The following is a 20,691-nucleotide window of genomic DNA, read 5'->3' on the forward strand; positions in this document are numbered from 1 at the left end:
CTCTACTTCACCTCAACGTAGTCGTCGGCAATCGGCAAGACCGTATCGTTCACACCAACAACACCGTCCTCACGACGGTGATCAGGATGTACACGATGATCATCAATACGAAGAAGGACAGGTCGAGCGCCACGCCCCCGAGACGCAGCGGCGGAATGACCCGCCGCAGAAGCTTGAGTGGCGGATCAGTGACAGTGTAGGCGGCCTCAAGAATGACCACCATCGCCTTGCCGGGTTGCCATGAACGGGCGAACTGGAAGACATAGTCCATCACCAGCCGGAAGATCAACACGATCAGGAAGCAGTACAGCGCGATGTAGATCACCTGACCAAAGACACTCATCTCGCGCTGTCCCTCTCCCCTTGCCTTGCTCCTGTGTTGGCCTCACGGCCTCGGTGTGCCCGGTGTTGCGTCTCAGCTCTGGTTGAAGAACCCGCCCTCTGCGATACGGGCCTTGTCCTCCGCCGTGACATCGACGTTAGCAGGCGACAACAGGAACACCTTCTGCGTCACCCGTTCGATGCTGCCGTGAAGACCAAACACCAAACCGGCCGCAAAGTCGACAAGTCGCTTCGCGTCGGTGTCGTCCATCTCGGTCAGATTCATGATCACCGGAGTGCCCTCACGGAAGTGTTCCCCGATGGTACGGGCTTCGTTGTAGGTCCGGGGGTGAAGTGTGGTGATGCGGTAGGGCTCCCGCTCGGACACAACCTTGGGCATGATCACCGGTGCGTTCTTCTCCAGATTCGGACGGTCGGGTGTGATGGATGCCACGGGGGCGATTCGCGCGGGTCGTCCGTTTTCCGCGGCAAGCGGGGCCGGTTCACGTTGCGCCGGAGGCGTCACGGCACGGACGGGTTCCTCCCGTTCCGGGGGAATTTCGGCCTGCACCGGGTGCTGTTGACGCCGCCCGCGGTCGGGCTCAGGGTCAAGCTCGGGCTCGAACTCGTCATCGGGGTCGAACCCCCGGCCGTCGTACCCATCGTCCTCCACGAGGCCGAGGTAGACCGCCATCTTGCGCATCGCGCCGGCCATTCTCTACGTCCTCCGCTCTGTGGTGGATCGGCTCCGTCACCAGGGGCCTTGGATCCACTCGGCCTGCCCCGCTTTTTACGGGAATGACCATATTTTGTGCTGTGGTCCGACTTGCTTGGCGACGTTACCGGAGCCGTGGTCGGACTCCGAGTACCGCAGTGCCGACGCGCACATGTGTCGCCCCGGCCGCCACGGCCTCTTCGAGGTCCGCGCTCATGCCTGCTGACACCATGTTGGCAGCAGGATGGTTCCCGCGCAGGTCGGATGAGATTTCCATGAGCCGTTCGAAAGCCGCGAGTTCACGCCCCGCATAGGGCCCGGCCAGCGGCGCGACGGTCATCACACCGTCCAGCCGCAGACCTTGGGCGCCGGCGATCTGCTCGGCGAGCACCGCGACACCGTCCGCTGCCACACCGCCCCGCTCACCCCGCACACCCGACTCCGCGTCAAGTGCCACCTGGATCAGGCAACCCAGTTCGCGCCCGGTGCGCACCGCCTCCTTGTCGAGTGCGGTGACGAGCCGGGCCCGGTCGACCGATTGAACAATTCCGGCATAACCGGCTACGGATCGCACCTTGTTGGTCTGCAGCTGACCGACAAAGTTCCAAGTAAGGGGCAAATCAGCGCATTCAGCGGCCTTGGGGGCCGCCTCCTGATCGCGGTTCTCCGCGACCTGCCGCACCCCCAGCTCCGCGAGCAGCCGGACATCGCTCGCGGGGTAGGTCTTGGTGACCACGATCAGGTTCACCTCGTCACGCGGCCGGCCGGCCTTGGCGCAGGCGGCAGAGATACGTTCCTCCACCTGCGCCAGGTTCTCTGCCAGTTGCGCCTTGCGGTCCTCCGTCACAGCGTGGCCTCCCCCAGCCCCGGGCCGGGGGTGTCCCCGAGCCATACATAGCTCGCGAGCCGCCCCGTCGTACGGTCGCGTCGATACGAGAAATGGTCCGCGGATTCGCGGGTGCAGATGTGGGAATCTTCACGCACCAGCACGCCCTGCGCGGCGAGTTGGGCCCGTACCCCCGCGGTGACATCGACCGCGGGAGTGCCCCAGCTGGTCATCGCGCGGGCCTCGGGGACCACCGCGGCCACATCGGACCGCATCTGATCGGGCACCTCGTAACAGCGCCCGCAGATCGCCGGTCCGGTGTACGCGATCATCCGCGCCGGCTCCGCGCCCCGCTTCACCATCGCCTCGACCACCGCCGGGACGACCCCGGCGACCAGGCCGGGCCGGCCGGCGTGTGCGGCCCCCGCGATCCCGGCGACCGGGTCGGCGAGCAGGACCGGGGTGCAGTCGGCGGTCAGGACCGCGAGCGCGAGGCCCCGGCGCTCCGTCACCACCGCGTCCACACCGGGGATGTCGTCGCCGTGCCGCCAGGGCCCGTCGACCACCGCGACGTCCCGGCCGTGCACCTGGTTCATCCAGACCACGGCGGCCGGGTCGAGACCGAGTTCCACCGCGGTGCGGGCCCGGTTGGCGTGCACGGCCTGCGGGTCGTCGCCGACCGCGCCGCCCAGGTTGAGCTGATCGTACGGAGCGGCGCTCACCCCGCCCCACCTGTCGGTGAAGGCGAAGTGCGCGCCGCTCTCGTGGTGCTGTTGCCCTATCACTTCAGTGCTTCGGTCACTTCAGGAAGTCGGGGACGTCCAGTTCCTCGGCCGCCGAGTCCGAGTACGGACGGGCCGGGGGAACCTGCGGAGCGCTCGCCGGGGACGACGGGACCTCGCCCAGTGAGGAGGAGGACTCGGCGGGCGCCGGCTCCTCGTCCCGTACGGGCACCGAGCCCAGTCCGCCGAAGGACGACGAACGCGGCTCCGGCGGAGTCGCCGGACGGCTCGGGGCCGGGGCGGGCTCCTCGCGCTTCGGGGCCGACAGTGCGGAGGACTGGCTGTCCCGGCGGGCCGGCGGCTGACCGCCGTCGAAGCCCGCGGCGATGACCGTCACCCGGACCTCGTCGCCCAGTGCGTCGTCGATGACCGCACCGAAGATGATGTTGGCTTCCGGGTGTGCCGCCTCGCTGACCAGCTGCGCGGCCTCGTTGATCTCGAAGAGACCGAGGTCGGAGCCGCCGGAGATGGACAGCAGCACACCGCGGGCGCCGTCGATGGACGCCTCCAGGAGCGGCGAGGAGATCGCCATCTCCGCTGCGGCCACCGCGCGGTCGTCGCCGCGCGCCGAGCCGATCCCCATGAGGGCCGAGCCGGCCTCCGACATCACGGACTTGACGTCGGCGAAGTCGAGGTTGATCAGGCCCGGGGTGGTGATCAGATCGGTGATGCCCTGGACACCCGACAGCAGTACCTGGTCCGCGGACTTGAACGCGTCGAGCACGCTCACCTGGCGGTCCGAGATGGACAGCAGTCGGTCGTTGGGGATCACGATGAGGGTGTCGACCTCTTCGCGCAGCTGCGCGATGCCGTCCTCGGCCTGGTTGGCGCGACGGCGGCCCTCAAAGGTGAACGGGCGGGTGACCACACCGATCGTCAGGGCGCCCAGCGAGCGCGCGATGTTGGCGACGACGGGGGCGCCGCCGGTGCCGGTGCCGCCGCCCTCACCCGCGGTCACGAAGACCATGTCGGCCCCCTTGAGGACCTCCTCGATCTCCTCGCGGTGGTCCTCGGCCGCCTTCCGACCCACATCCGGGTTGGCGCCGGCGCCGAGCCCGCGGGTCATTTCGCGGCCGACGTCGAGCTTGACGTCGGCGTCGCTCATCAGCAGCGCCTGCGCATCGGTGTTGATCGCGATGAACTCGACGCCCTTGAGCCCGACCTCGATCATCCGGTTGATGGCGTTCACGCCACCGCCGCCGATGCCGACGACCTTGATGACTGCGAGGTAGTTCTGCGGTGCTGCCACGTCGAAGGCCTCTCGCCTCGAGTTACGTGTCGTCGCCGCACTGCGTGTGGACGCCGACTGATGCCGATGGGACGGTTCGTATCGCCGACCCGAACCCTAACGTTGAAGTTTAGGGTTACCTGTGCCTGTGTTCCTTGCTTCCATAGTCCCTTTGGAACGAGACACTAAGTCGACAAGGCGCGCCCGTTCAACGAACACGCCGAACCTCCCGTTTTTCTTTTCACCCTATGTGATCACCCATAGTCGTAGCCATCCAGGGTGCTGGCCTGCCACTACAGACGTCAACTCCGGGACACCGCAGGGGCGCTGGGCACCGAGATGTCGAAGTGGCGGGCGTCACGGGCCGCTTTCAGCAGCGCGGTCAGCACCTTTGCCTTTTCGGCGCCCTGTTCGCGGCTGCCCCACGCGACCGTGCGGTCGCCGGTCAGTTCGAGGGTGATGGCGTCGTAGGACCGTACGCGGACCTTCCGTACGTCTTTGCGTACGACTGCCGGCAGATCCTGGGCGACCTCGACCGCGGCGCGCCGCAACCGGTCGATTCCGAACCGATACAGACTCGGGGAGTCGGACGCGGCCATTTCCAGAAGCGGAACGCCCTTGGGGGCCGTGCCGACGGTGGCGAACCGGACGCCCCCGGCGTCCACTTCGACAAACTTTCCGCCCGATCGCAGCAGCAGTTCCGGCACCCTTTCGGTCACCTTCAGGCTGATTGTGTTCGGCCAGGACCGCTCGACGTCCACGGTCTTGATGCGCGGCAGCCGTGCGCGCAGCCGGTGGGCCAGCACGTCCGTATCGACCGAGGCCAGCGGCGCGTTCATCGGGGCGTCCGCCGCGGCGACGACCTCGTGCGGTGTCAGCACTTTGGTGCCGACGGGGCTGACGCGCTCCACCCGGAGCCAGTTCGAGGCATAGAGGGCCCAGACGCCGAACGCGCCGAGCAGCACCGCGACGATCAAGATGATGATCAGACTGCGACGGCTCGGCGCGCGAAGGGGAAGGCGCTCCCACCGGAATCTTCGCCCGGGGGGTGCCGCGGCGGAGGGCGGGCCGGACAGTGACTTCTTCTCGCCTCGCCGGGCGGTTGTCGGTCCGGCCACGCTCCCTGCCTTCTCTCGTGGGCTACTTGTTGCGCTGTGCGATCGCCTCGTACACCATGCCGACCAGCAGCTCGTCGGCGTCCCGGCGGCCGAACTCGGAGGCCGCGCGCGACATCTCGTACAGCCGGTGCGGATCGGCCAGGACCGGGAGCACGCTGTTCTGCACCCAGTCCGGGGTCAGCTGGGCGTCATCGACCAGCAGGCCCCCGCCGGCGTTGACCAGCGGCTGGGCGTTGAGCCGCTGCTCGCCGTTGCCGATCGGCAGCGGGACGAAAGCGGCCGGGAGCCCGACGGCGGACAACTCGGCGACGGTCATTGCGCCCGCGCGGCAGAGCATCATGTCGGCCGCGGCGTACGCGAGATCCATCCGGTCCACGTACGGTACCGGGACATAGGGGGGCATCCCGGGCATGTTGTCCGCGTGCGGCAGTTCGTTCTTCGGGCCGACCGCGTGCAGGACCTGGATGCCGGCGCGCTGGAGGGCCGGAACGGCGGCCTGGATGACCTCGTTCAGCCGACGGGCCCCCTGGGAACCACCGGACACCAGCAGGGTCGGAAGGTTGGGGTCGAGACCGAAGGCCGCCCGCGCCTCGGGGCGGACCGCGGCGCGGTCCAGCGTGGCGATGGTGCGGCGCAGCGGGATGCCGACATACCGGGCACCGCGCAGCTTGCTGTCCGGGGTGCTGACGGCGACGAACTTGGCGTACCGCGAGCCGATCTTGTTGGCCAGGCCGGGGCGGGCATTGGCCTCGTGGACGATGATCGGCACCCCGAGCCGCTTGGCGGCCAGATAGCCGGGCAGCGCCACATAGCCGCCGAAGCCGACGACACAGTCCGCCTTCGTGCGCTCCAGGATCTGCTCGGCGGCCTTGATCGTGCCGCGCAGGCGCCCGGGGACGGTGATCAGTTCGGGGGTGGGCTTGCGCGGCAGCGGCACGGCCGGGATGAGGCCCAGCTCATAGCCGCGTTCCGGGACGAGCCGGGTCTCCAGGCCCTTTTCCGTACCGAGTGCCGTGATCCCCACGGTGGGGTCCTGCCTCCGCAGTGCGTCCGCGAGGGCGAGCGCGGGCTCGATGTGGCCGGCGGTCCCCCCACCGGCGAGTACGACATGCACCGAAATTCACCGCTCTCCGGACGGCCGCTTCTTGACGCGCCGTCTCATCGTCTTCCATCTCACCCCAGCCTGCCTCCTGCCGAAGACCGGCTGCCGCATGGCCAACGCCGCTCGTGCAGCGGGCTCATTACGCGCGAAGGCGATCAAGAGCCCGATGGCGAACATCGTCGGCAGCAGGGCGGAGCCTCCGTAGGAGAACAGCGGGAGGGGGACCCCGGCGATCGGCAACAGGCCGAGCACCGCACCGATATTGATCACGGCCTGGGCCGTGATCCAGGTGGTCACGCCTCCCGCGGCGTACCGTACGAAGGGGTCCTCCGTGCGTCCGGCCACGCGGATACCCGCATAGCCTAGAGCCGCGAAGAGGGCGAGGACCGACAGCGTCCCCGCCAGACCCAGTTCCTCCCCGGTGATGGCGAAGATGAAGTCGGTGTGCGGTTCCGGGAGTTCACCCCATTTTTCCATACTTGCACCGAGGCCGGAACCGAAGAATCCGCCGGACGCGAGCGCATAGATGCCGTGCACGGCCTGCCAGCACTGATCACCGGGCCCCGGATCGGTCGCGCCGATGCAGGCCAGGCGGGACATCCGGTTGGCGCTGGTCTTGATCAGCAGCGCCCCGATCAGCGTGGCGGCGCCCAGTACCCCCACGAAGAGCCGGGTGGGCGCCCCAGCCAGCCACAGCAGCCCGAAGAGGATCGCCGTGAGAATGATCGCGGTCCCCATGTCGCCGCCGAGCATGATCAGCCCGAGCAGCAGGAACGCGACCGGGATCAGCGGCACCAGCAGATGCTTCCACTGGACCAGCAGCCTTTTGTCCTGTTTGCGGGCCAGCAGATCGGCGCCCCACAGCACCAGCGCGAGCTTGGCGAACTCGCTCGGTTGCATCTGGAAAGGTCCGCCGAGGCTGATCCAGTTCTGGTTGCCGTTGACCGCGACCCCTATGCCGGGAATCTGCACCAGGCACATCAGGAACACCGAAACGGCGAGCAGCGGATAGGCCAGCCCGCGGTGCAGCCGTACCGGCATACGGGAGGCCGCCAGCAGCAGCCCGCCGCCCAGGACGGCGGCCAGCAGCTGCTTGCGGAAGAAGTACGTCGGGGCGAGACCGGACTGAAGCGCCTTGATCTGGGACGCCGAGTAGACCATCACCAGGCCCAGGACGGTGATCAGCAGGCTGCCGCCGAGGATCAGGTAGTACGCGGTCAGCGGGCGGTCCCAGGCCCGTCTCAGCCGGGCGTGGAGCCCCCGCGGGCCGCCCGGGGTGCGGCCGCCGCGCGGCTTGCGCACCGTGGAGGGCCGGCGCGCCGGACGCGGTCCGGCCGCCTTCGCCGATCGGGCCGTCATCCTCGTCCCCTCCACAGGTCCGCGCGGCGCCGGCGCTCGGCGACAGCGGGGAGAAACGGTCTAGTGATCCCGGGCGGTCAGCTCACCGACCGCCTCGGCGAAGGCTTCGCCCCGCTTGTTGTAGTTGACGAACATGTCCATCGAGGCACAGGCCGGAGCCAGCAGGACGGTGTCGCCGGGCCGGGCCAGACGGGTCGCTTCCCGGACCGCCTCGGGCATCGCCCCAGTGTCGGTCCGGTCGAGGTCGACCACCGGGACATCGGGGGCGTGTCGCGCCAGGGCTTCCCCGATCAGCGCCCGATCGGCGCCGATCAGCACCACCCCGCGCAGCCGCGACGCCGACTTCTGCACCAGCTCGTCGAAGGTCGCGCCCTTGGCGAGGCCGCCGGCGATCCACACGATGTGCTCGTACGCCGCCAACGACGCCTCGGCGGCGTGGGTGTTGGTGGCCTTGGAGTCGTCGATGTAGGTGACGCCGTCGAGCTCCGCGACGTGCTGGATGCGGTGCGCGTCCGGATGGAAGGCGCGCAGACCGTCGCGTACGGCGGTGGGGCGGACGCCGAAGGCACGGGCCAGCGCCGCCGCCGCGAGGGCGTTGGCGATGTTGTGCGGGGCCGGCGGCGTGACGTCCGAGACCTCGGCGAGCTCCTGGGCCTGCTGCTGCCGGTTCTCCACGAAGGCACGGTCGACGAGGATGCCGTCGACGACACCGAGCTGGGAGGGGCCGGGGGTGCCGAGGGTGAAGCCGATGGCCCGGCAGCCCTCCTCGACGTCGGCCTCGCGCACCAGGTCCTCGGTCGCCTTGTCGGCCGCGTTGTAGACGCAGGCGACGGTGTTGCCCTCGTAGATCCGGCCCTTGTCGGCGGCGTACGCCTGCATGGAGCCGTGCCAGTCGAGGTGGTCGGGGGCGAGGTTGAGGACGGCCCCCGAGTGCGCCCGTAGGGAGGGCGCCCAGTGCAGCTGGTAGCTGGAGAGCTCGACGGCGAGGACGTCGTACGGGGGCTCGCCGTCCTTGCCCTGCCCCAGGACGACATCGATGATCGGCGTACCGATGTTGCCGACGGCCAGGGTGCGCAGTCCCTCGGCGGCCAGGATCGAGGCCAGCATCCGCACGGTGGTGGTCTTGCCGTTGGTGCCGGTGACCCCGAGCCAGGCCGCGGCGCCGGGGCCCCGCAGCCGCCAGGCGATCTCCACATCGCCGACGACGTCGACGCCCGCCGCAGCGGCCGCCGCGAACAGCGGGCTGTCCGGCTTCCAGCCGGGCGAGGTGACGACGAGTTCGGTGCCCTCGGGGAGCGTGTCACCGTCGCCGAGGCGGACCGTTAGGCCGTCCGCCGTCAGTTCCCGCGCGGCGGCGCGCTGCTTGTCGCCGTCGCCGCCGTCCACGACGGTGACGTGTGCGCCGAGGCCGGCCAGCGCGCGGGCGGCACTGATGCCGCTCACGCCCAGGCCGGCGACGGTGATGTGCTGACCGGCGAAGTCCGCCGGGCCGTGCGTGGTCACTTTGCTGCCTGCCAGCCGCCGTAGAAGATGCCGAGTCCCACGATGACGCACATGCCCTGGATGATCCAGAACCGGACCACCACAAGGACTTCGGACCACCCCTTGAGTTCGAAGTGGTGCTGGAGTGGCGCCATCCGGAAGACCCGCTTGCCGGTCAGCTTGAAGGAGCCGACCTGGATGACCACGGACATGGTGATCAGGACGAAGAGACCGCCGAGGAGGGCGAGCAGCAGCTCCGTACGGGAGCAGATCGCCAGGCCGGCGAGCGCGCCGCCCAGGGCCAGCGAGCCGGTGTCGCCCATGAAGATCTTGGCGGGCGAGGTGTTCCACCACAGGAAGCCGAAGCAGGCGCCCATCAGCGCGGAGGCGACCACCGCGAGGTCGAGTGGATCGCGTACCTCGTAACAGCCCGGTCCGGCGGTGATCTGGTTGGCGCAGGACTCCTGGTGCTGCCAGATACCGATGAAGGTGTACGCGCCGAAGACCATCACCGAGGCGCCGGTGGCGAGGCCGTCGAGGCCGTCGGTGAGGTTCACGCCGTTGGACATCGCCAGGATCATGAACAGCGCCCAGATCACAAAGATCACCGGGCCGATCTGCCAGCCGAAGTCCTGGGTGAAGGAGAGCCGGTCCGACGCCGGGGTCTGCCCGCGCAGATCGGCGAACTGGAGCGAGAGCACCGCGAAGGCGATGCCGACGATCAGCTGGCCGGCCATCTTCGCCTTGGCCCGCAGGCCCAGCGAACGCTGCTTGACGATCTTGATGTAGTCGTCGAGGAAGCCGACCAGGCCCATGCCCGCGAAGAGGAAGAGCACCAGCACGCCCGAGAAGGTCGGATCGCTGGAGGTGATCACCTTCGTCACGGCGTAGGCGATGATCGTGGCCAGGATGAAGGAGATACCGCCCATGGTGGGCGTGCCCTTCTTGCTGCCGTGGGTCCGCGGGCCGTCATCGCGGATGAACTGCCCGTATCCCTTCTTGGCCAGCAGCTTGATCAGCAACGGGGTGCCGATCAGGGTCAGGAAGAGCCCGATCATTCCGGAGAAGAGGATCTGCTTCATCGAGTTCATCGGGATGCGGCTCCACCCTCAGCGCCCGTGGCGCCCAGCATGCCCTCGTCCAGCAAAGCTGCGGCGACCCGCTCCAGCCCCACCGACCTGGACGCCTTCACCAGCACGACATCTCCCGGCCGCAGCTCGCTGCGCAACAGGTCGACCGCCGCCCGCGCGTCGGACACGTGCACCGACTCCTCACCCCACGAACCCTCGTTCTTGGCGCCCATGTCGAGCCAGGCCGCTTCCCTGCCGCCGACTGCCACGAGCTTGCTGACGTTGAGCCGGACGGCCAGCCGCCCGACCGCGTCGTGTTCGGCGAGTGACTCCTCGCCGAGCTCAGCCATCTCACCGAGCACCGCCCACGTACGAGCGCCCGTCGCCTTGCCGGCTGCGCCCATCGCGACCAGCGCACGCAGCGCCGCTCGCATGGACTCGGGATTCGCGTTGTAGGCGTCGTTGACGATCCGCACGCCGTCCGCGCGCTCGGTGACCTCCATACGCCAGCGGGAGAGCGTGCCGGCTTCGGAGAGCGCGGTAGCGATCTCGTCTGCGGGCATGCCCAACTCATGGGCTACGGCGGCCGCGGCGAGCGCGTTCGACACGTGGTGCTCACCGTACAGCCGCATGGTCACATCACTGCACCCGGAGGGTGTGCGAAGCGTGAAAGCGGGCTGACCAAGATCCGTGAGCCGGACATTCTCGGCACGTACGTCGGCTTCCTCGGCCTCGCCGAACAGGATCGTGCGGGCCCGGGTGCGCGGCACCATGGCGCGGACGTACGGGTCGTCGGCGTTGAGCACCGCGACGCCGCCGTCCTCGGCCGGCGGCAGCGACTCGACGAGTTCGCCCTTGGCCAGGGCGATCTGCTCACGGCCGCCGAACTCGCCGATGTGCGCGCTGCCGACGTTCAGCACCACGCCGATCCTCGGCGGGGTCAGCCCGGCGAGGTAGCGGATGTGGCCGACGCCGCGGGCGCCCATCTCCAGGACGAGATGCCGGGTGGTCTCATCGGCGCGCAGCGCGGTCAGCGGCAGCCCGATCTCGTTGTTGAGGTTTCCCTCGGGCCAGACCGTCGGGCCGTGGCGCTGAAGCAGCTGGGCGATCAGGTCCTTGGTGCTGGTCTTGCCGGCCGAGCCGGTCAGACCCACGACGGTGGTGCCCAGCCGTGCGACGACGGCGCGGGCGAGCGCACCGAGCGCGGCGACCACGTCGTCGACGACGATCGCGGGGACGCCGAGGGGGCGGGCGGCCAGTACGGCCACCGCGCCGGCCTCGACGGCGCGGTGCGCGAAGTCATGGCCGTCGACGCGTTCACCGGCGAAGGCCACGAACAGCGCGCCGGGGCACACCGCACGGGAGTCGGCCACGACCGGTCCGGTCACCCGGTGGCCGTCGTCCGGTATGTCGTGCTGCTGCCCTCCGACGATGCTCGCGATCTCGGCGAGCGACAGGGAGATCACAGGTCACCCCCGGTACCGGGCGGGCGGTGACGGTAAAAGGGTTGTGCGCGCATGGCGGTGTGTCATCCCTGGTGGTTCGGCTGCGGTGACTTCAAGGAAGCCTCGATGGCCTCGCGCAGTACCTGGCGGTCGTCGAAGGGGCGTACCACTCCGGCGATGTCCTGGCCCTGCTCGTGGCCCTTGCCCGCGACGATCACGGTGTCCCCGGGCTCGGCGCGGGCGACGGCGGCGGCGATGGCGACGGCGCGCTCTTCTTCGACGAGCACCGTGCCGCGTTCATGAATGGGGACCTCCGCGGCGCCCGCGAGCATCGTGGCGAGGATCGCGAGGGGGTCCTCGCCGCGCGGGTTGTCGGAGGTCAGTACGGCCGTGTCGGCGAGCCGGGCCACCGCGGCACCCATGGGGGCGCGCTTGTGCGGGTCACGGTCGCCGCCGCAGCCGAGGACGGCGTGCAGCTTGCCGTCGGTGACCTTGCGCAGCGCGCGCAGAACCGATTCGACGGCGTCGGTCTTGTGGGCGTAGTCGACCACCGCGAGGTACGGCTGTCCGGCGTCGATGCGCTCCAGGCGGCCGGGCACGCCGGGCACCGCGGCGACACCGTCGGCCGCGGTCTGCGCGTCGATCCCGGCGACGACCAGCGAGACGATCGCGGCGAGCGCGTTGGCGACGTTGAACGGGCCGGCGATCGGGGACGCGGCGCGCAGGGTGACGCCGTCCGGGCCGTGCACGGTGAAGGTCGAGCCGAGGGTGCCGACCTCGACGTCGGCGGCCCGCCAGTCGGCGTCGGGGTGACCCTCGGCGGAGAAGGTGGTGACCGGGACCTCGGACTCGCCCTCGGCCAGCCGCTTGCCGTACTCGTCGTCGAGGTTGACGACCCCGGCCCGGCTGCGGGCCTTGGTGAACAGCTGGGCCTTGGCCTGGAAGTAGTCCTCCATGCCGGAGTGGAACTCCATGTGCTCCGGGCTGAGGTTGTTGAAGATCGCGACGTCGAAGACGCAGCCGTCGACCCGGCCGAGGACCAGTGCGTGACTGGAGACCTCCATGGCCAGCGCGCGCACGCCGCGCTCCCGCATCACCGCGAACAGCGCCTGGAGGTCGGTGGCCTCGGGCGTCGTGCGCTCGGACTTGATGCGCTCGTCGCCGATCCGGGTCTCGACGGTGCCGATCAGCCCGGTCAGCCCGCCGTCGGGGAGCTTGGCCGCGGCGGCCCGCAGCCCGCCCTCGATGAGGTAGGCGGTGGTGGTCTTGCCCGAGGTGCCGGTGATGCCGATCTGGAGGAGGTCCTCGCCCGGCGCTCCGTAGATGGAGACGGCCAGGGCGCCCATCCGCGCGCGCGGGTTGTCGACGACGAGGACCGGCAGGCCGGTCGCGGCGGCGCGCTCGGCACCCGACGGATCGGTCAGGACCGCCGCGGCGCCGAGGTCGGCGGCCTGCGCGACGAAGTCGGCACCGTGCAGACGGGCACCGGGCAGCGCGGCGTAGACGTCACCGGGGCGGACCGCACGGGAGTCATGGGTGATGCCGGTGACCATCACGGGCCGCGCGGCATCGGCGGCGCCGGGGCGGCCGGCGTCCGGGGCCGGGCATCCCAGCTGCTCGGCGAGGTCTGCCAGGGGGGTGGGGCGGACCCGTTCAGGGCGCGGGGCTCCCGGATACGTACCGGACCCGCCCTTCTCGGCGTGCTGGGGTTTCGGGGACTGATCAGCGTGTGACACGGCGGTGAGCGTACCGGGCACCACCGGCCCGGGGCGAAGTGAGGGCCGTGGAGGGGAGCAGTTTCCGGGAGCGGGGGTGCCGTCGGGGGTGCCGTCGGGGGTGATGGTCGTCACGGCGGAATTGCCTCGATTTCATTGGCCTGGCGTGAAGGTGACCGGCAGCCGCGGGGGCTTGGCGCCGGTCGGCGGGACCTGGAGGGTTTTCAGCGCGAAGGCCATGACCTGCTGGTAGATCGGGCCGCAGACCTGGCCGCCGAAATAGCTGCCCGTCGTGGGGTTCTGGACGGCGCAGTAGACCGTGATGCGCGGTTTGTCCGCGGGGGCGAAGCCGGCGAAGGAGGCGGTGTAGCCGTGGTAGCGGCCGGTCCTGGGGTCCACCCGGTTGGACGTGCCGGTCTTGCCGCCGACGCGGTAGCCGTCGATCTTCGCCTTCGCTCCGGTGCCTTCCTCGTCGTCCACCACCGATTCGAGCATGGTGGCCAGTGTGGCCGCGGTCTTCCGGCTGATCACCCGGTTCTTCGCGGGCTTGGGCGCCGGTGCGTAGTGCCCGTCGGGCCCGGTGCTGCCGCGGACCAGGGAGGGGGCGATGCGCTCGCCGCCGTTGGCGATCGTGGAGTAGACGGAGGCGGCCTGTACGGCGTTGAGGGACAGCCCCTGGCCGAACGGGATGGTGAACTGCTGCGAGGTGTTCCAGTCCTGCGGCTTGGCCAGGATGCCGTCGGTCTCCCCGGGGAAGCCGAGCCCGGTCGGCCGGCCGATCCCGAACTTGCGCAGATACGAGTAGAGGACCTGGTTGGCCTGGGGCTGGGTCCTGCCGAGCTGGCCGGTCGCGAGGATCGTGCCGATGTTGCTGGACTTGGCGAGCACACCGTTGAGCGTCAGATGCCAGGTGGCGTGATCGACGTCGTCCGCGAACAGCCGGTCGCCCCGGTGCAGCCGGTTGGGCACGGTGACCCGGGTGGCCGGCGTGGCGACGCCCTCCTCCAGGACGGCGGCCATCGACATCACCTTGCTGGTGGAGCCCGGCTCGAACGCGTCGGACAGCGCGGCGTTGCCCAGCGCCTCCGGATCGGCCCGCGACACCTCGTTGGGGTCGAATCCGGGCGCGTTGGCGAGCGCCAGGATCTCCCCGGTGCGGGTGTCCTGGACGACGACATAGCCGCGGTCGGCGTTCGACTTGGCGACCTGCTCGGTGATGGCCTGCTGGGCCGCCCACTGGATGTCGCGGTCGAGGGTCAGCTCGACATTGCTGCCGGGGACCGCGGGGTGCTCCTGGGTGTCCGCGGTGGGCACCCGGCGGCCGCCGGACTGGGCGTAGACGAGCTTGCCGTCCTTGCCCGCCAGCTGCTTGTCCAGGCGCGCCTCCAGGCCGCCGCCGCCCTTGCCGGCGCCGTTGACGAAGCCGAGCACACCGGCGGCGAGGTTCTTGTTGGGGTAGAGGCGCTTGCTGTGTTTGTCGGCGAAGATCCCGACCAGGACATTGGGGCGGGGCGCGCCCTTGGGGGCGGCGGCCGCCTTGGCGTCGAGGGTCTTGCGCAGGTCCTTGATCTTCTTCCAGACCTGCGGGGTCTGCTGCCGGGCGAGCAGGGCGTAGCGCGCCGCGGGCCGGTCGAGCTTCTTGGCCAGGACGGCCTTGTCCTCACCGAGGATCGGGGCGAGCAGCGCGGCGGCCCGCCGGGGGGCATCGTCGATCTTGGTCTTCCCCGGGGCCAGCAGGCTCGGGTCGGCGGTGATGTCGTACGCGTCGACGGTGGTGGCCAGCTCCACGCCGTTGCGGTCGGTGATCGCACCGCGCTCGGCGGCCAGCTTGACCGGTACATAGCGGTTCTCGTTGGCCTTGGCGGCGAACGCCCCGGCGTCCACGGCCTGCACCTGGAAGAGCCGTACGACGAAGACCAGCATGATCAGCGTCAGTCCCAGGGAGACCAGCCGCAGCCGCGGACGCGGGCTGCCGAGGCGGAGCGCCGGGGGCCCGGAGCGGGGGCGGCCGGGGCGGGCGGCCTGCCGGGGCGGGCCGGGCCGGGAGCCGGGCCGGGGTGCGGGGCGCTTGGCGGCGGGCGGGCGGCCGGACCCGCTGCCCGCCCGGCCGCCGCGCTGGGCGGGGCGCGGCACCCGGCGGGGGTCCCTGGGCTCGGTCATGCCGCGTTCACCTGCCGGAGGTCGTCGGGGTGGGGGCGGCCGCGGCGGCGGGCGCGGGTGCGGTGGGGGCGCCGTCGCCGGACGAGGCGGGCGGGGCGTACGAGGTCAGGGAGGCCGGTGCGGCCGAGGGGGCCGGATCGGCCGGTGCCGCGCCCGTACCCGGGGCGCTGTCCGGGCCCAGCACACCGGCCAGGGCCGGGACCGGCGGCACCGCCGGGCGGGGCAGGGAGGTACGGGCGGCCGGGCCGAGGGGCGACGGCTCGGCGGAGCTGCTCAGCGGCGCCCCCTCCGGCCCGGCAACGCTCGGCCGGCCGCGGACCGTGCCGTCCGGGAGCAGGAACACCGGGGTGCCGCCCGGCACCATCCCCAGCTTCCGGGCGCGCTGCTCCAGCGCGCTCGGGGCGGAGTAGGCGTCCACCTCCTGCTGGAGCGCCTGCTGCTCGTCCGTCAGCTCCTCGGTCTGTCTCTCCAGCTTGCTGAGCTCGAACGACCCTTGGTTGAGGGCGGAGTTGAGCAGCAGCAGAGTGATCAGGCCGGAGCCGAGGAGGACGACGATGAGCAGCACGAAGGGTGTGCGCGCCGCGGTGCCGCGGGCACCGGCGCCGGAGGGGAACAGCGCGGCAAGGCGTTTCTGTCTGCCGCGCGGCCCCTGCCCTTTCATGCGGTGTCCTCGACGTTCTCGCGGATGCGCTCCGCGCCGCGCAGCCGGGCGGGGGCGGCCCGGCGGTTCTCGGCGATCTCCTCCTCCGTGGGGAGTTCGGCGCCGCGGGTCAGCAGCTTGAGCCGGGGCTGGTAGCGCTCGGGGACCACCGGCAGGCCGGGCGGCGCCGTATTGGCCGCGCCGGCCGCGAAGACCTGCTTGACCAGCCGGTCCTCCAGCGAGTGGTAGGCGAGCACAGCGATCCGGCCGCCCACCGCGAGCGCCTTCACGGCCGCCGGGATGGCGCGCTCCACGCTCGTCAGCTCCCCGTTGACCTCGATGCGCAGGGCCTGGAACGTGCGCTTGGCGGGGTTGCCGCCGGTGCGCTTGGCGGCCTGCGGCAGCGCGTCACGGATCAGTTCGACCAGCCGCGCGCTGTTGGTGAACGGTTCCTTGGCCCGCTCGCGGACGACGGCCTCGACGATTCGCTTGGCCTGCTTCTCCTCTCCGTAGGAGCGCAGGATCCGGACCAGCTCACCGGGCGCGTAGGTGTTGAGGACATCCGCGGCGCTGATGCCGGCCGTCTGGTCCATCCGCATGTCCAGCGGGGCGTCCTGCGCGTACGCGAAGCCGCGGTCGGCCTCGTCGAGCTGCATGGACGAGACGCCGAGGTCGAACAGCACACCCTGGACCCGCGGGGTGCCGAGCCGGTCGAGGACCTCGGGGAGCTCGTCGTAGACGGCGTGTACCAGGGTGGCGCGGTCGCCATAGGGGGCGAGCCGCTCGCCCGCCAGCTTCAGGGCGGAGGGGTCACGGTCGAGGGCGATGAGCCGGGCCGCCGGGAAGGTGGACAGCAGTGCCTCGCTGTGCCCTCCGAGGCCGAGCGTGCAGTCGACGACGACCGCACCGGGCTCGGCGAGCGCGGGCGCGAGCAGGTCCAGACACCTCTGGAGCATGACGGGGACGTGGCGAGTGTTGTTGTTCATGCGGCGGCCCCGCCGCGCTCGGCCCGCCTGCCTCGGCAGAGCGCGCACCTCTTCCTGACTCGCTCGCTACGCTCGCTCATGTGCCTTCCGATGGGCTGGGCGGCAGGTGGGGCCCCGGCCGCTGGCTGGGGGATGCCGCACGTACCGCTTGGTCCCCGCCCGCTCTGAAGGGGAAGTGGCCCTCCGGCGACGGGGAAGTGACGTCGGAAGACCATGGGAGCGGGAGGAGGCCGAGCCGTACGTACGGCGCGCGCACGCGAGGAATCCGGTATCCAAGGAGAGCGTCACGCCTCCCACTTCGCGCCACTTTAGTCCACCGGCTGCCCCGGTCAATCAACCGGTTGCGCGCGTCCCGCGACGGCTTTCCCGCCGCCCGTGCCGCGGGCTTCTCACCCGGACGGCGGCGGGACGGACGGACCTGTGGGTTACCTCACAAGGAGTGATGATGACCCCTATGCCCGACCTCTCATGCGGCTGAAACGACCGGCGCCGATTACGGTGAAACCATGTCCATACCTGCGTCGCAGCCGCTGCCCCCCTCCGCCGACGGTGCCGTTCGTACCGGTGAGACGGTCACCGACAGTCTCGTCGAGGCGAACAAGCGCTATGCCGCCGCCTTCACCGACCCCGGGATGGATGCCCGGCCCGTCCGCAAGGTCGCCATCGTGGCCTGTATGGACGCCCGGCTGGATCTGCATGCCGCGCTCGGTCTCGAACTCGGCGACTGCCACACCATCCGCAACGCCGGCGGGGTGGTCACCGACGACATCATCCGGTCCCTGACGATCAGCCAGCGCGCGCTGGGCACCCGGTCCGTCGTCCTCATCCACCACACCGGGTGCGGTCTGCTCAGCCTGACCGAGGACTTCCGCCACGACCTGGCCGCCGAGGTCGGACAGCGCCCCACCTGGGCGGTCGAGGCGTTCAAGGACCTCGACGAGGACGTACGGCAGTCCATGCAGCGGGTGCGCACCTCCCCCTTCCTCCCGCACACCGACGACGTCCGCGGCTTCGTCTTCGACGTCACGACCGGCCTGCTGCGGGAGATCGACCCCCAGCACTGACCCCGGCCCGGCCTTCCCGGCGACGGAACCTGCCCGGAAAGCCGGGTTCGCCGGGAAGGCCGGGAGATAACCTTGTGAGTTATCCACAGGTCATGACGCAAAGCCGCGCGGGCAGCAAGAATGCGTAGGTGCCGTCGTCCTGGCCCCCGGCCGGGGGCGATGCGCACGTTCGGGGTGGGCCGGGTCCGTAAAGGGGGCATCGGCCCTTGGTACGGGCCGAGGAGGGCCGAGTGACGACGTATGACGAACGAGCGAGCCTCAGCGATCTGACCACCACCGCGGAGCGGGTTCACCGGTCGGTGGAGCAAGTGATCGAGGGCAAGCCGGAGGTCGTACGGCTCGCGCTGACCGTGCTGCTGGCCGAGGGACATCTGCTCATCGAGGATGTGCCCGGCGTCGGCAAGACCATGCTCGCCAAGGCACTGGCCCGCTCCATCGACTGCTCGGTGCGGCGCATCCAGTTCACGCCCGACCTGCTGCCCTCGGACATCACCGGCGTCAGCATCTTCGACCAGCAGCAGCGGGACTTCGAGTTCAAGCCCGGCGCGATCTTCTCCCAGATCGTGATCGGCGACGAGATCAACCGCGCCTCGCCCAAGACCCAGTCGGCGCTGCTGGAGTCCATGGAGGAGCGCCAGGTCACGATGGACGGGCAGACCTACCAGCTGCCCGACCCCTTCATGGTGGTCGCCACCCAGAACCCGGTGGAGATGGAGGGCACGTACCCGCTCCCCGAGGCACAGCGGGACCGCTTCATGGCCCGGGTGTCGATCGGATACCCGAGCCCGGCGGCCGAGTTGCAGATGCTGGATGTGCACGGCGGCGCCTCCCCCCTCGACGACCTCCAGCCGGTCGCGCACGCCCACGAGATCGTGAAGCTGATCGACGCGGTGCGCACGGTCCATGTCGCCGATACGGTCCGCAGATACACCGTCGATCTGGTGGGAGCCACCCGCAGCCACGCCGAGCTGCGGCTCGGCGCCTCACCGCGGGCGACCCTGCATCTGCTGCGCGCCGCCAAGGCGTCGGCCGCGCTCCAGGGGCGGGAGTACACCCTCCCCGACGATGTCCAGTCGCTGGCGGTACCGGTGCTCGCGCACCGGCTGCTGCCCACCGCCCAGGCCCAGTTGAACCGCCGTACGGCCGAGCAGATCGTGCTGGAGCTCCTCCAGCGCGTCCCGGTCCCCGAGCCGTCCGCCCAGCCGTGGCGGACACCAGGCCAGCGGCCGCCCGGCGTACGGGGGTTGTGATGTCCGACGGGGGGAGCGAGGGCGCTCCGGAACGGGACGGGCTGCGGGCGGCCCTCGCGGGGCTGACGACCCGCGGCCGGTCGTTCCTGGCGGCCGGGGTGGCCGCCGCGGTGTGCTCCTACCTCCTCGGGCAGGCGGATCTGCTGCGGGTCGGGCTGCTGCTCGCCGCCCTCCCGCTGGTGTGTGTCCTGGTGCTGCACCGCACCCGCTACCGCGTCGCGGGCAGCCGGACGCTCGCCCCCGCGCGGGTGCCCGCCGCCACCGAATCCCGCGTGCGGCTGCGGATGGAGAACGTGTCCCGGCTGCCGACCGGCGTGCTGATGCTCCAGGACCGGGTGCCGTATGTCCTCGGCCCCCGGCCGCGCTTCATCCTGGACCGGGTCGAGGCCGGCGGCCGCCGCGAGGTCTCCTACCGGGTCCGCTCCGATCTGCGCGGACGCTATCCGCTGGGGCCGCTTCAGCTGCGGCTCTCGGACCCGTTCGGAATGTGCGAGCTGACCCGCTCGTTCAGCGCCTCCGACACCCTGACGGTCGTGCCGCGGGTCGAACCGCTGCCGGCCGTGCGGCAGGTGGGCGAGGCCGCCGGGTACGGCGAGGGGCGGCAGCACTCGCCGGCGCTGGCCGGGGAGGACGACGTCATCCCGCGCGGCTACCGCCACGGCGACGATCTGCGCCGCGTCCACTGGCGCTCCACCGCGCGCTACGGGGAGCTGATGGTCCGCAGGGAGGAGCAGCCGCAGAAGGCGCGCTGCACGGTCCTGCTCGACACCCGCGAGGACGCCCACCCGGGCTCGGGCCCCGACTCGGCCTTCGAGTGGGCGGTGGCGGGCGCCGCCTCCACCGCGGTGCATCTGCTGGAACGCGGCTTCTCGGTGCGGCTGCTGACCGACACCGGCAGCTCGGTGCCAGGGCCCGACGGCGCCGGCAGCTTCGCGGGCGGCACCGGCTCCGCCGACGCCGCGGGCCTGCTGCTGGACACTCTCGCCGTCGTGGAGCGCTCCGAGGAGCACGGCCTGTCGGCGGCGTACGACGTCCTGCGCGGCGGCAACGAAGGACTGCTGGTCGCCTTCTTCGGCGATCTGGACGAGGAGCAGGCGGTGGTCGCCGGGCGGATGCGGCAGCGCAGCGGCGCGGCCGTCGCCTTCGTCCTGGACGGCGACGCCTGGACGCGGGGCCCCGGCGGCATCAGATTCTCCGACGGCCAGGTCCCGGTGGCCGAACGCCTTCAGCTGCTGCGGAAGGCCGGCTGGACGGCGCTGCCGGTGACGCCCGGGGACACCCTCCCCACCCTGTGGCGCGCGGCCGCGGAGCGTACGGGCACCCCGGAGACGGTGGCGGGAGGCCGGTCATGAGCGGGAGCGGGCGCGATGGACGGCTTACGGGCCAGGGGCCGGTGAGGGACGAGGTGCTGCCCGCGGACGGACAACC

Annotated in this window: 18 protein-coding genes; 3 read left to right on the forward strand and 15 right to left on the reverse strand. The window is 70.9% G+C overall.

What is annotated here, in order from left to right:
* Nucleotides 1-49: 49 nt before the first annotated feature.
* From CP981_RS10305 to rsmH, 15 genes are all read right to left on the reverse strand, one after another.
* Complete coding sequence (locus CP981_RS10305; protein WP_085924893.1) at nucleotides 50-343, reverse strand: YggT family protein; 294 nt, start codon at nucleotides 341-343, stop codon at nucleotides 50-52.
* Nucleotides 344-415: 72 nt separating this feature from the next.
* Nucleotides 416-1,036, reverse strand: coding sequence for a cell division protein SepF (locus CP981_RS10310; protein ID WP_042162053.1), 621 nt, complete (start codon nucleotides 1,034-1,036; stop codon nucleotides 416-418).
* Between the two features lie 124 nt (nucleotides 1,037-1,160).
* On the reverse strand, nucleotides 1,161-1,883 hold the full coding sequence (locus CP981_RS10315) for a YggS family pyridoxal phosphate-dependent enzyme (protein WP_244329609.1): 723 nt from the start codon (nucleotides 1,881-1,883) through the stop codon (nucleotides 1,161-1,163).
* Nucleotides 1,880-2,647 carry a peptidoglycan editing factor PgeF gene (pgeF, locus tag CP981_RS10320; RefSeq protein WP_085924895.1) on the reverse strand — a complete coding sequence of 256 codons (768 nt, stop codon included), beginning with the start codon at nucleotides 2,645-2,647 and terminating at the stop codon, nucleotides 1,880-1,882. The genes CP981_RS10315 and pgeF overlap by 4 nt, the downstream gene beginning before the upstream one ends.
* 13 nt (nucleotides 2,648-2,660) lie before the next feature.
* Nucleotides 2,661-3,893 carry a cell division protein FtsZ gene (ftsZ, locus tag CP981_RS10325; RefSeq protein ID WP_085924896.1) on the reverse strand — a complete coding sequence of 411 codons (1,233 nt, stop codon included), beginning with the start codon at nucleotides 3,891-3,893 and terminating at the stop codon, nucleotides 2,661-2,663.
* Nucleotides 3,894-4,174: 281 nt separating this feature from the next.
* On the reverse strand, nucleotides 4,175-4,990 hold the full coding sequence (locus CP981_RS10330) for a cell division protein FtsQ/DivIB (protein WP_085924897.1): 816 nt from the start codon (nucleotides 4,988-4,990) through the stop codon (nucleotides 4,175-4,177).
* Nucleotides 4,991-5,012: 22 nt separating this feature from the next.
* Complete coding sequence (gene murG, locus CP981_RS10335; protein WP_085924898.1) at nucleotides 5,013-6,104, reverse strand: undecaprenyldiphospho-muramoylpentapeptide beta-N-acetylglucosaminyltransferase; 1,092 nt, start codon at nucleotides 6,102-6,104, stop codon at nucleotides 5,013-5,015.
* Between the two features lie 6 nt (nucleotides 6,105-6,110).
* Entirely contained in the window at nucleotides 6,111-7,451 is a 1,341-nt protein-coding gene (ftsW, locus tag CP981_RS10340) for a putative lipid II flippase FtsW (protein ID WP_085924899.1), read from the reverse strand.
* A gap of 60 nt (nucleotides 7,452-7,511) precedes the next feature.
* Complete coding sequence (gene murD / locus CP981_RS10345) at nucleotides 7,512-8,954, reverse strand: UDP-N-acetylmuramoyl-L-alanine--D-glutamate ligase (protein WP_085924900.1); 1,443 nt, start codon at nucleotides 8,952-8,954, stop codon at nucleotides 7,512-7,514.
* The gene (gene mraY, locus CP981_RS10350; protein ID WP_085924919.1) at nucleotides 8,951-10,015 is read right to left on the reverse strand and encodes a phospho-N-acetylmuramoyl-pentapeptide-transferase; all 1,065 of its coding nucleotides are present in this window, start codon (nucleotides 10,013-10,015) and stop codon (nucleotides 8,951-8,953) included. Before mraY ends, murD begins: the two co-directional genes overlap by 4 nt.
* A 5-nt stretch (nucleotides 10,016-10,020) precedes the next feature.
* Nucleotides 10,021-11,469: a UDP-N-acetylmuramoyl-tripeptide--D-alanyl-D-alanine ligase gene (locus CP981_RS10355; protein WP_085924901.1), complete on the reverse strand. Its 1,449-nt coding sequence runs from the start codon at nucleotides 11,467-11,469 to the stop codon at nucleotides 10,021-10,023.
* Between the two features lie 62 nt (nucleotides 11,470-11,531).
* A complete protein-coding gene (locus tag CP981_RS10360; protein ID WP_425282119.1) occupies nucleotides 11,532-13,298 on the reverse strand; it encodes a UDP-N-acetylmuramoyl-L-alanyl-D-glutamate--2,6-diaminopimelate ligase in 1,767 nt (588 codons plus the stop codon).
* 18 nt (nucleotides 13,299-13,316) lie between these two features.
* Entirely contained in the window at nucleotides 13,317-15,323 is a 2,007-nt protein-coding gene (locus CP981_RS10365) for a peptidoglycan D,D-transpeptidase FtsI family protein (protein WP_085924902.1), read from the reverse strand.
* 7 nt (nucleotides 15,324-15,330) lie between these two features.
* Nucleotides 15,331-15,984: a cell division protein FtsL gene (ftsL, locus tag CP981_RS10370; RefSeq protein ID WP_085924903.1), complete on the reverse strand. Its 654-nt coding sequence runs from the start codon at nucleotides 15,982-15,984 to the stop codon at nucleotides 15,331-15,333.
* Entirely contained in the window at nucleotides 15,981-16,949 is a 969-nt protein-coding gene (gene rsmH / locus CP981_RS10375) for a 16S rRNA (cytosine(1402)-N(4))-methyltransferase RsmH (protein ID WP_085924904.1), read from the reverse strand. Before rsmH ends, ftsL begins: the two co-directional genes overlap by 4 nt.
* A gap of 506 nt (nucleotides 16,950-17,455) precedes the next feature.
* Here rsmH and CP981_RS10380 point away from each other — a divergent pair.
* The 3 genes from CP981_RS10380 to CP981_RS10390 all read left to right on the forward strand — a co-directional run bounded on the left by CP981_RS10380 (nucleotide 17,456) and on the right by CP981_RS10390 (nucleotide 20,615).
* Nucleotides 17,456-18,013 carry a beta-class carbonic anhydrase gene (locus tag CP981_RS10380; RefSeq protein WP_085924905.1) on the forward strand — a complete coding sequence of 186 codons (558 nt, stop codon included), beginning with the start codon at nucleotides 17,456-17,458 and terminating at the stop codon, nucleotides 18,011-18,013.
* Nucleotides 18,014-18,243: 230 nt separating this feature from the next.
* On the forward strand, nucleotides 18,244-19,263 hold the full coding sequence (locus CP981_RS10385; RefSeq protein ID WP_085924906.1) for an AAA family ATPase: 1,020 nt from the start codon (nucleotides 18,244-18,246) through the stop codon (nucleotides 19,261-19,263).
* Nucleotides 19,263-20,615: a DUF58 domain-containing protein gene (locus tag CP981_RS10390; protein ID WP_085924921.1), complete on the forward strand. Its 1,353-nt coding sequence runs from the start codon at nucleotides 19,263-19,265 to the stop codon at nucleotides 20,613-20,615. Before CP981_RS10385 ends, CP981_RS10390 begins: the two co-directional genes overlap by 1 nt.
* The last annotated feature ends 76 nt before the right edge of the window (nucleotides 20,616-20,691 follow it).

This window comes from Streptomyces platensis (genome assembly GCF_008704855.1).
Classification (GTDB): domain Bacteria; phylum Actinomycetota; class Actinomycetes; order Streptomycetales; family Streptomycetaceae; genus Streptomyces; species Streptomyces platensis.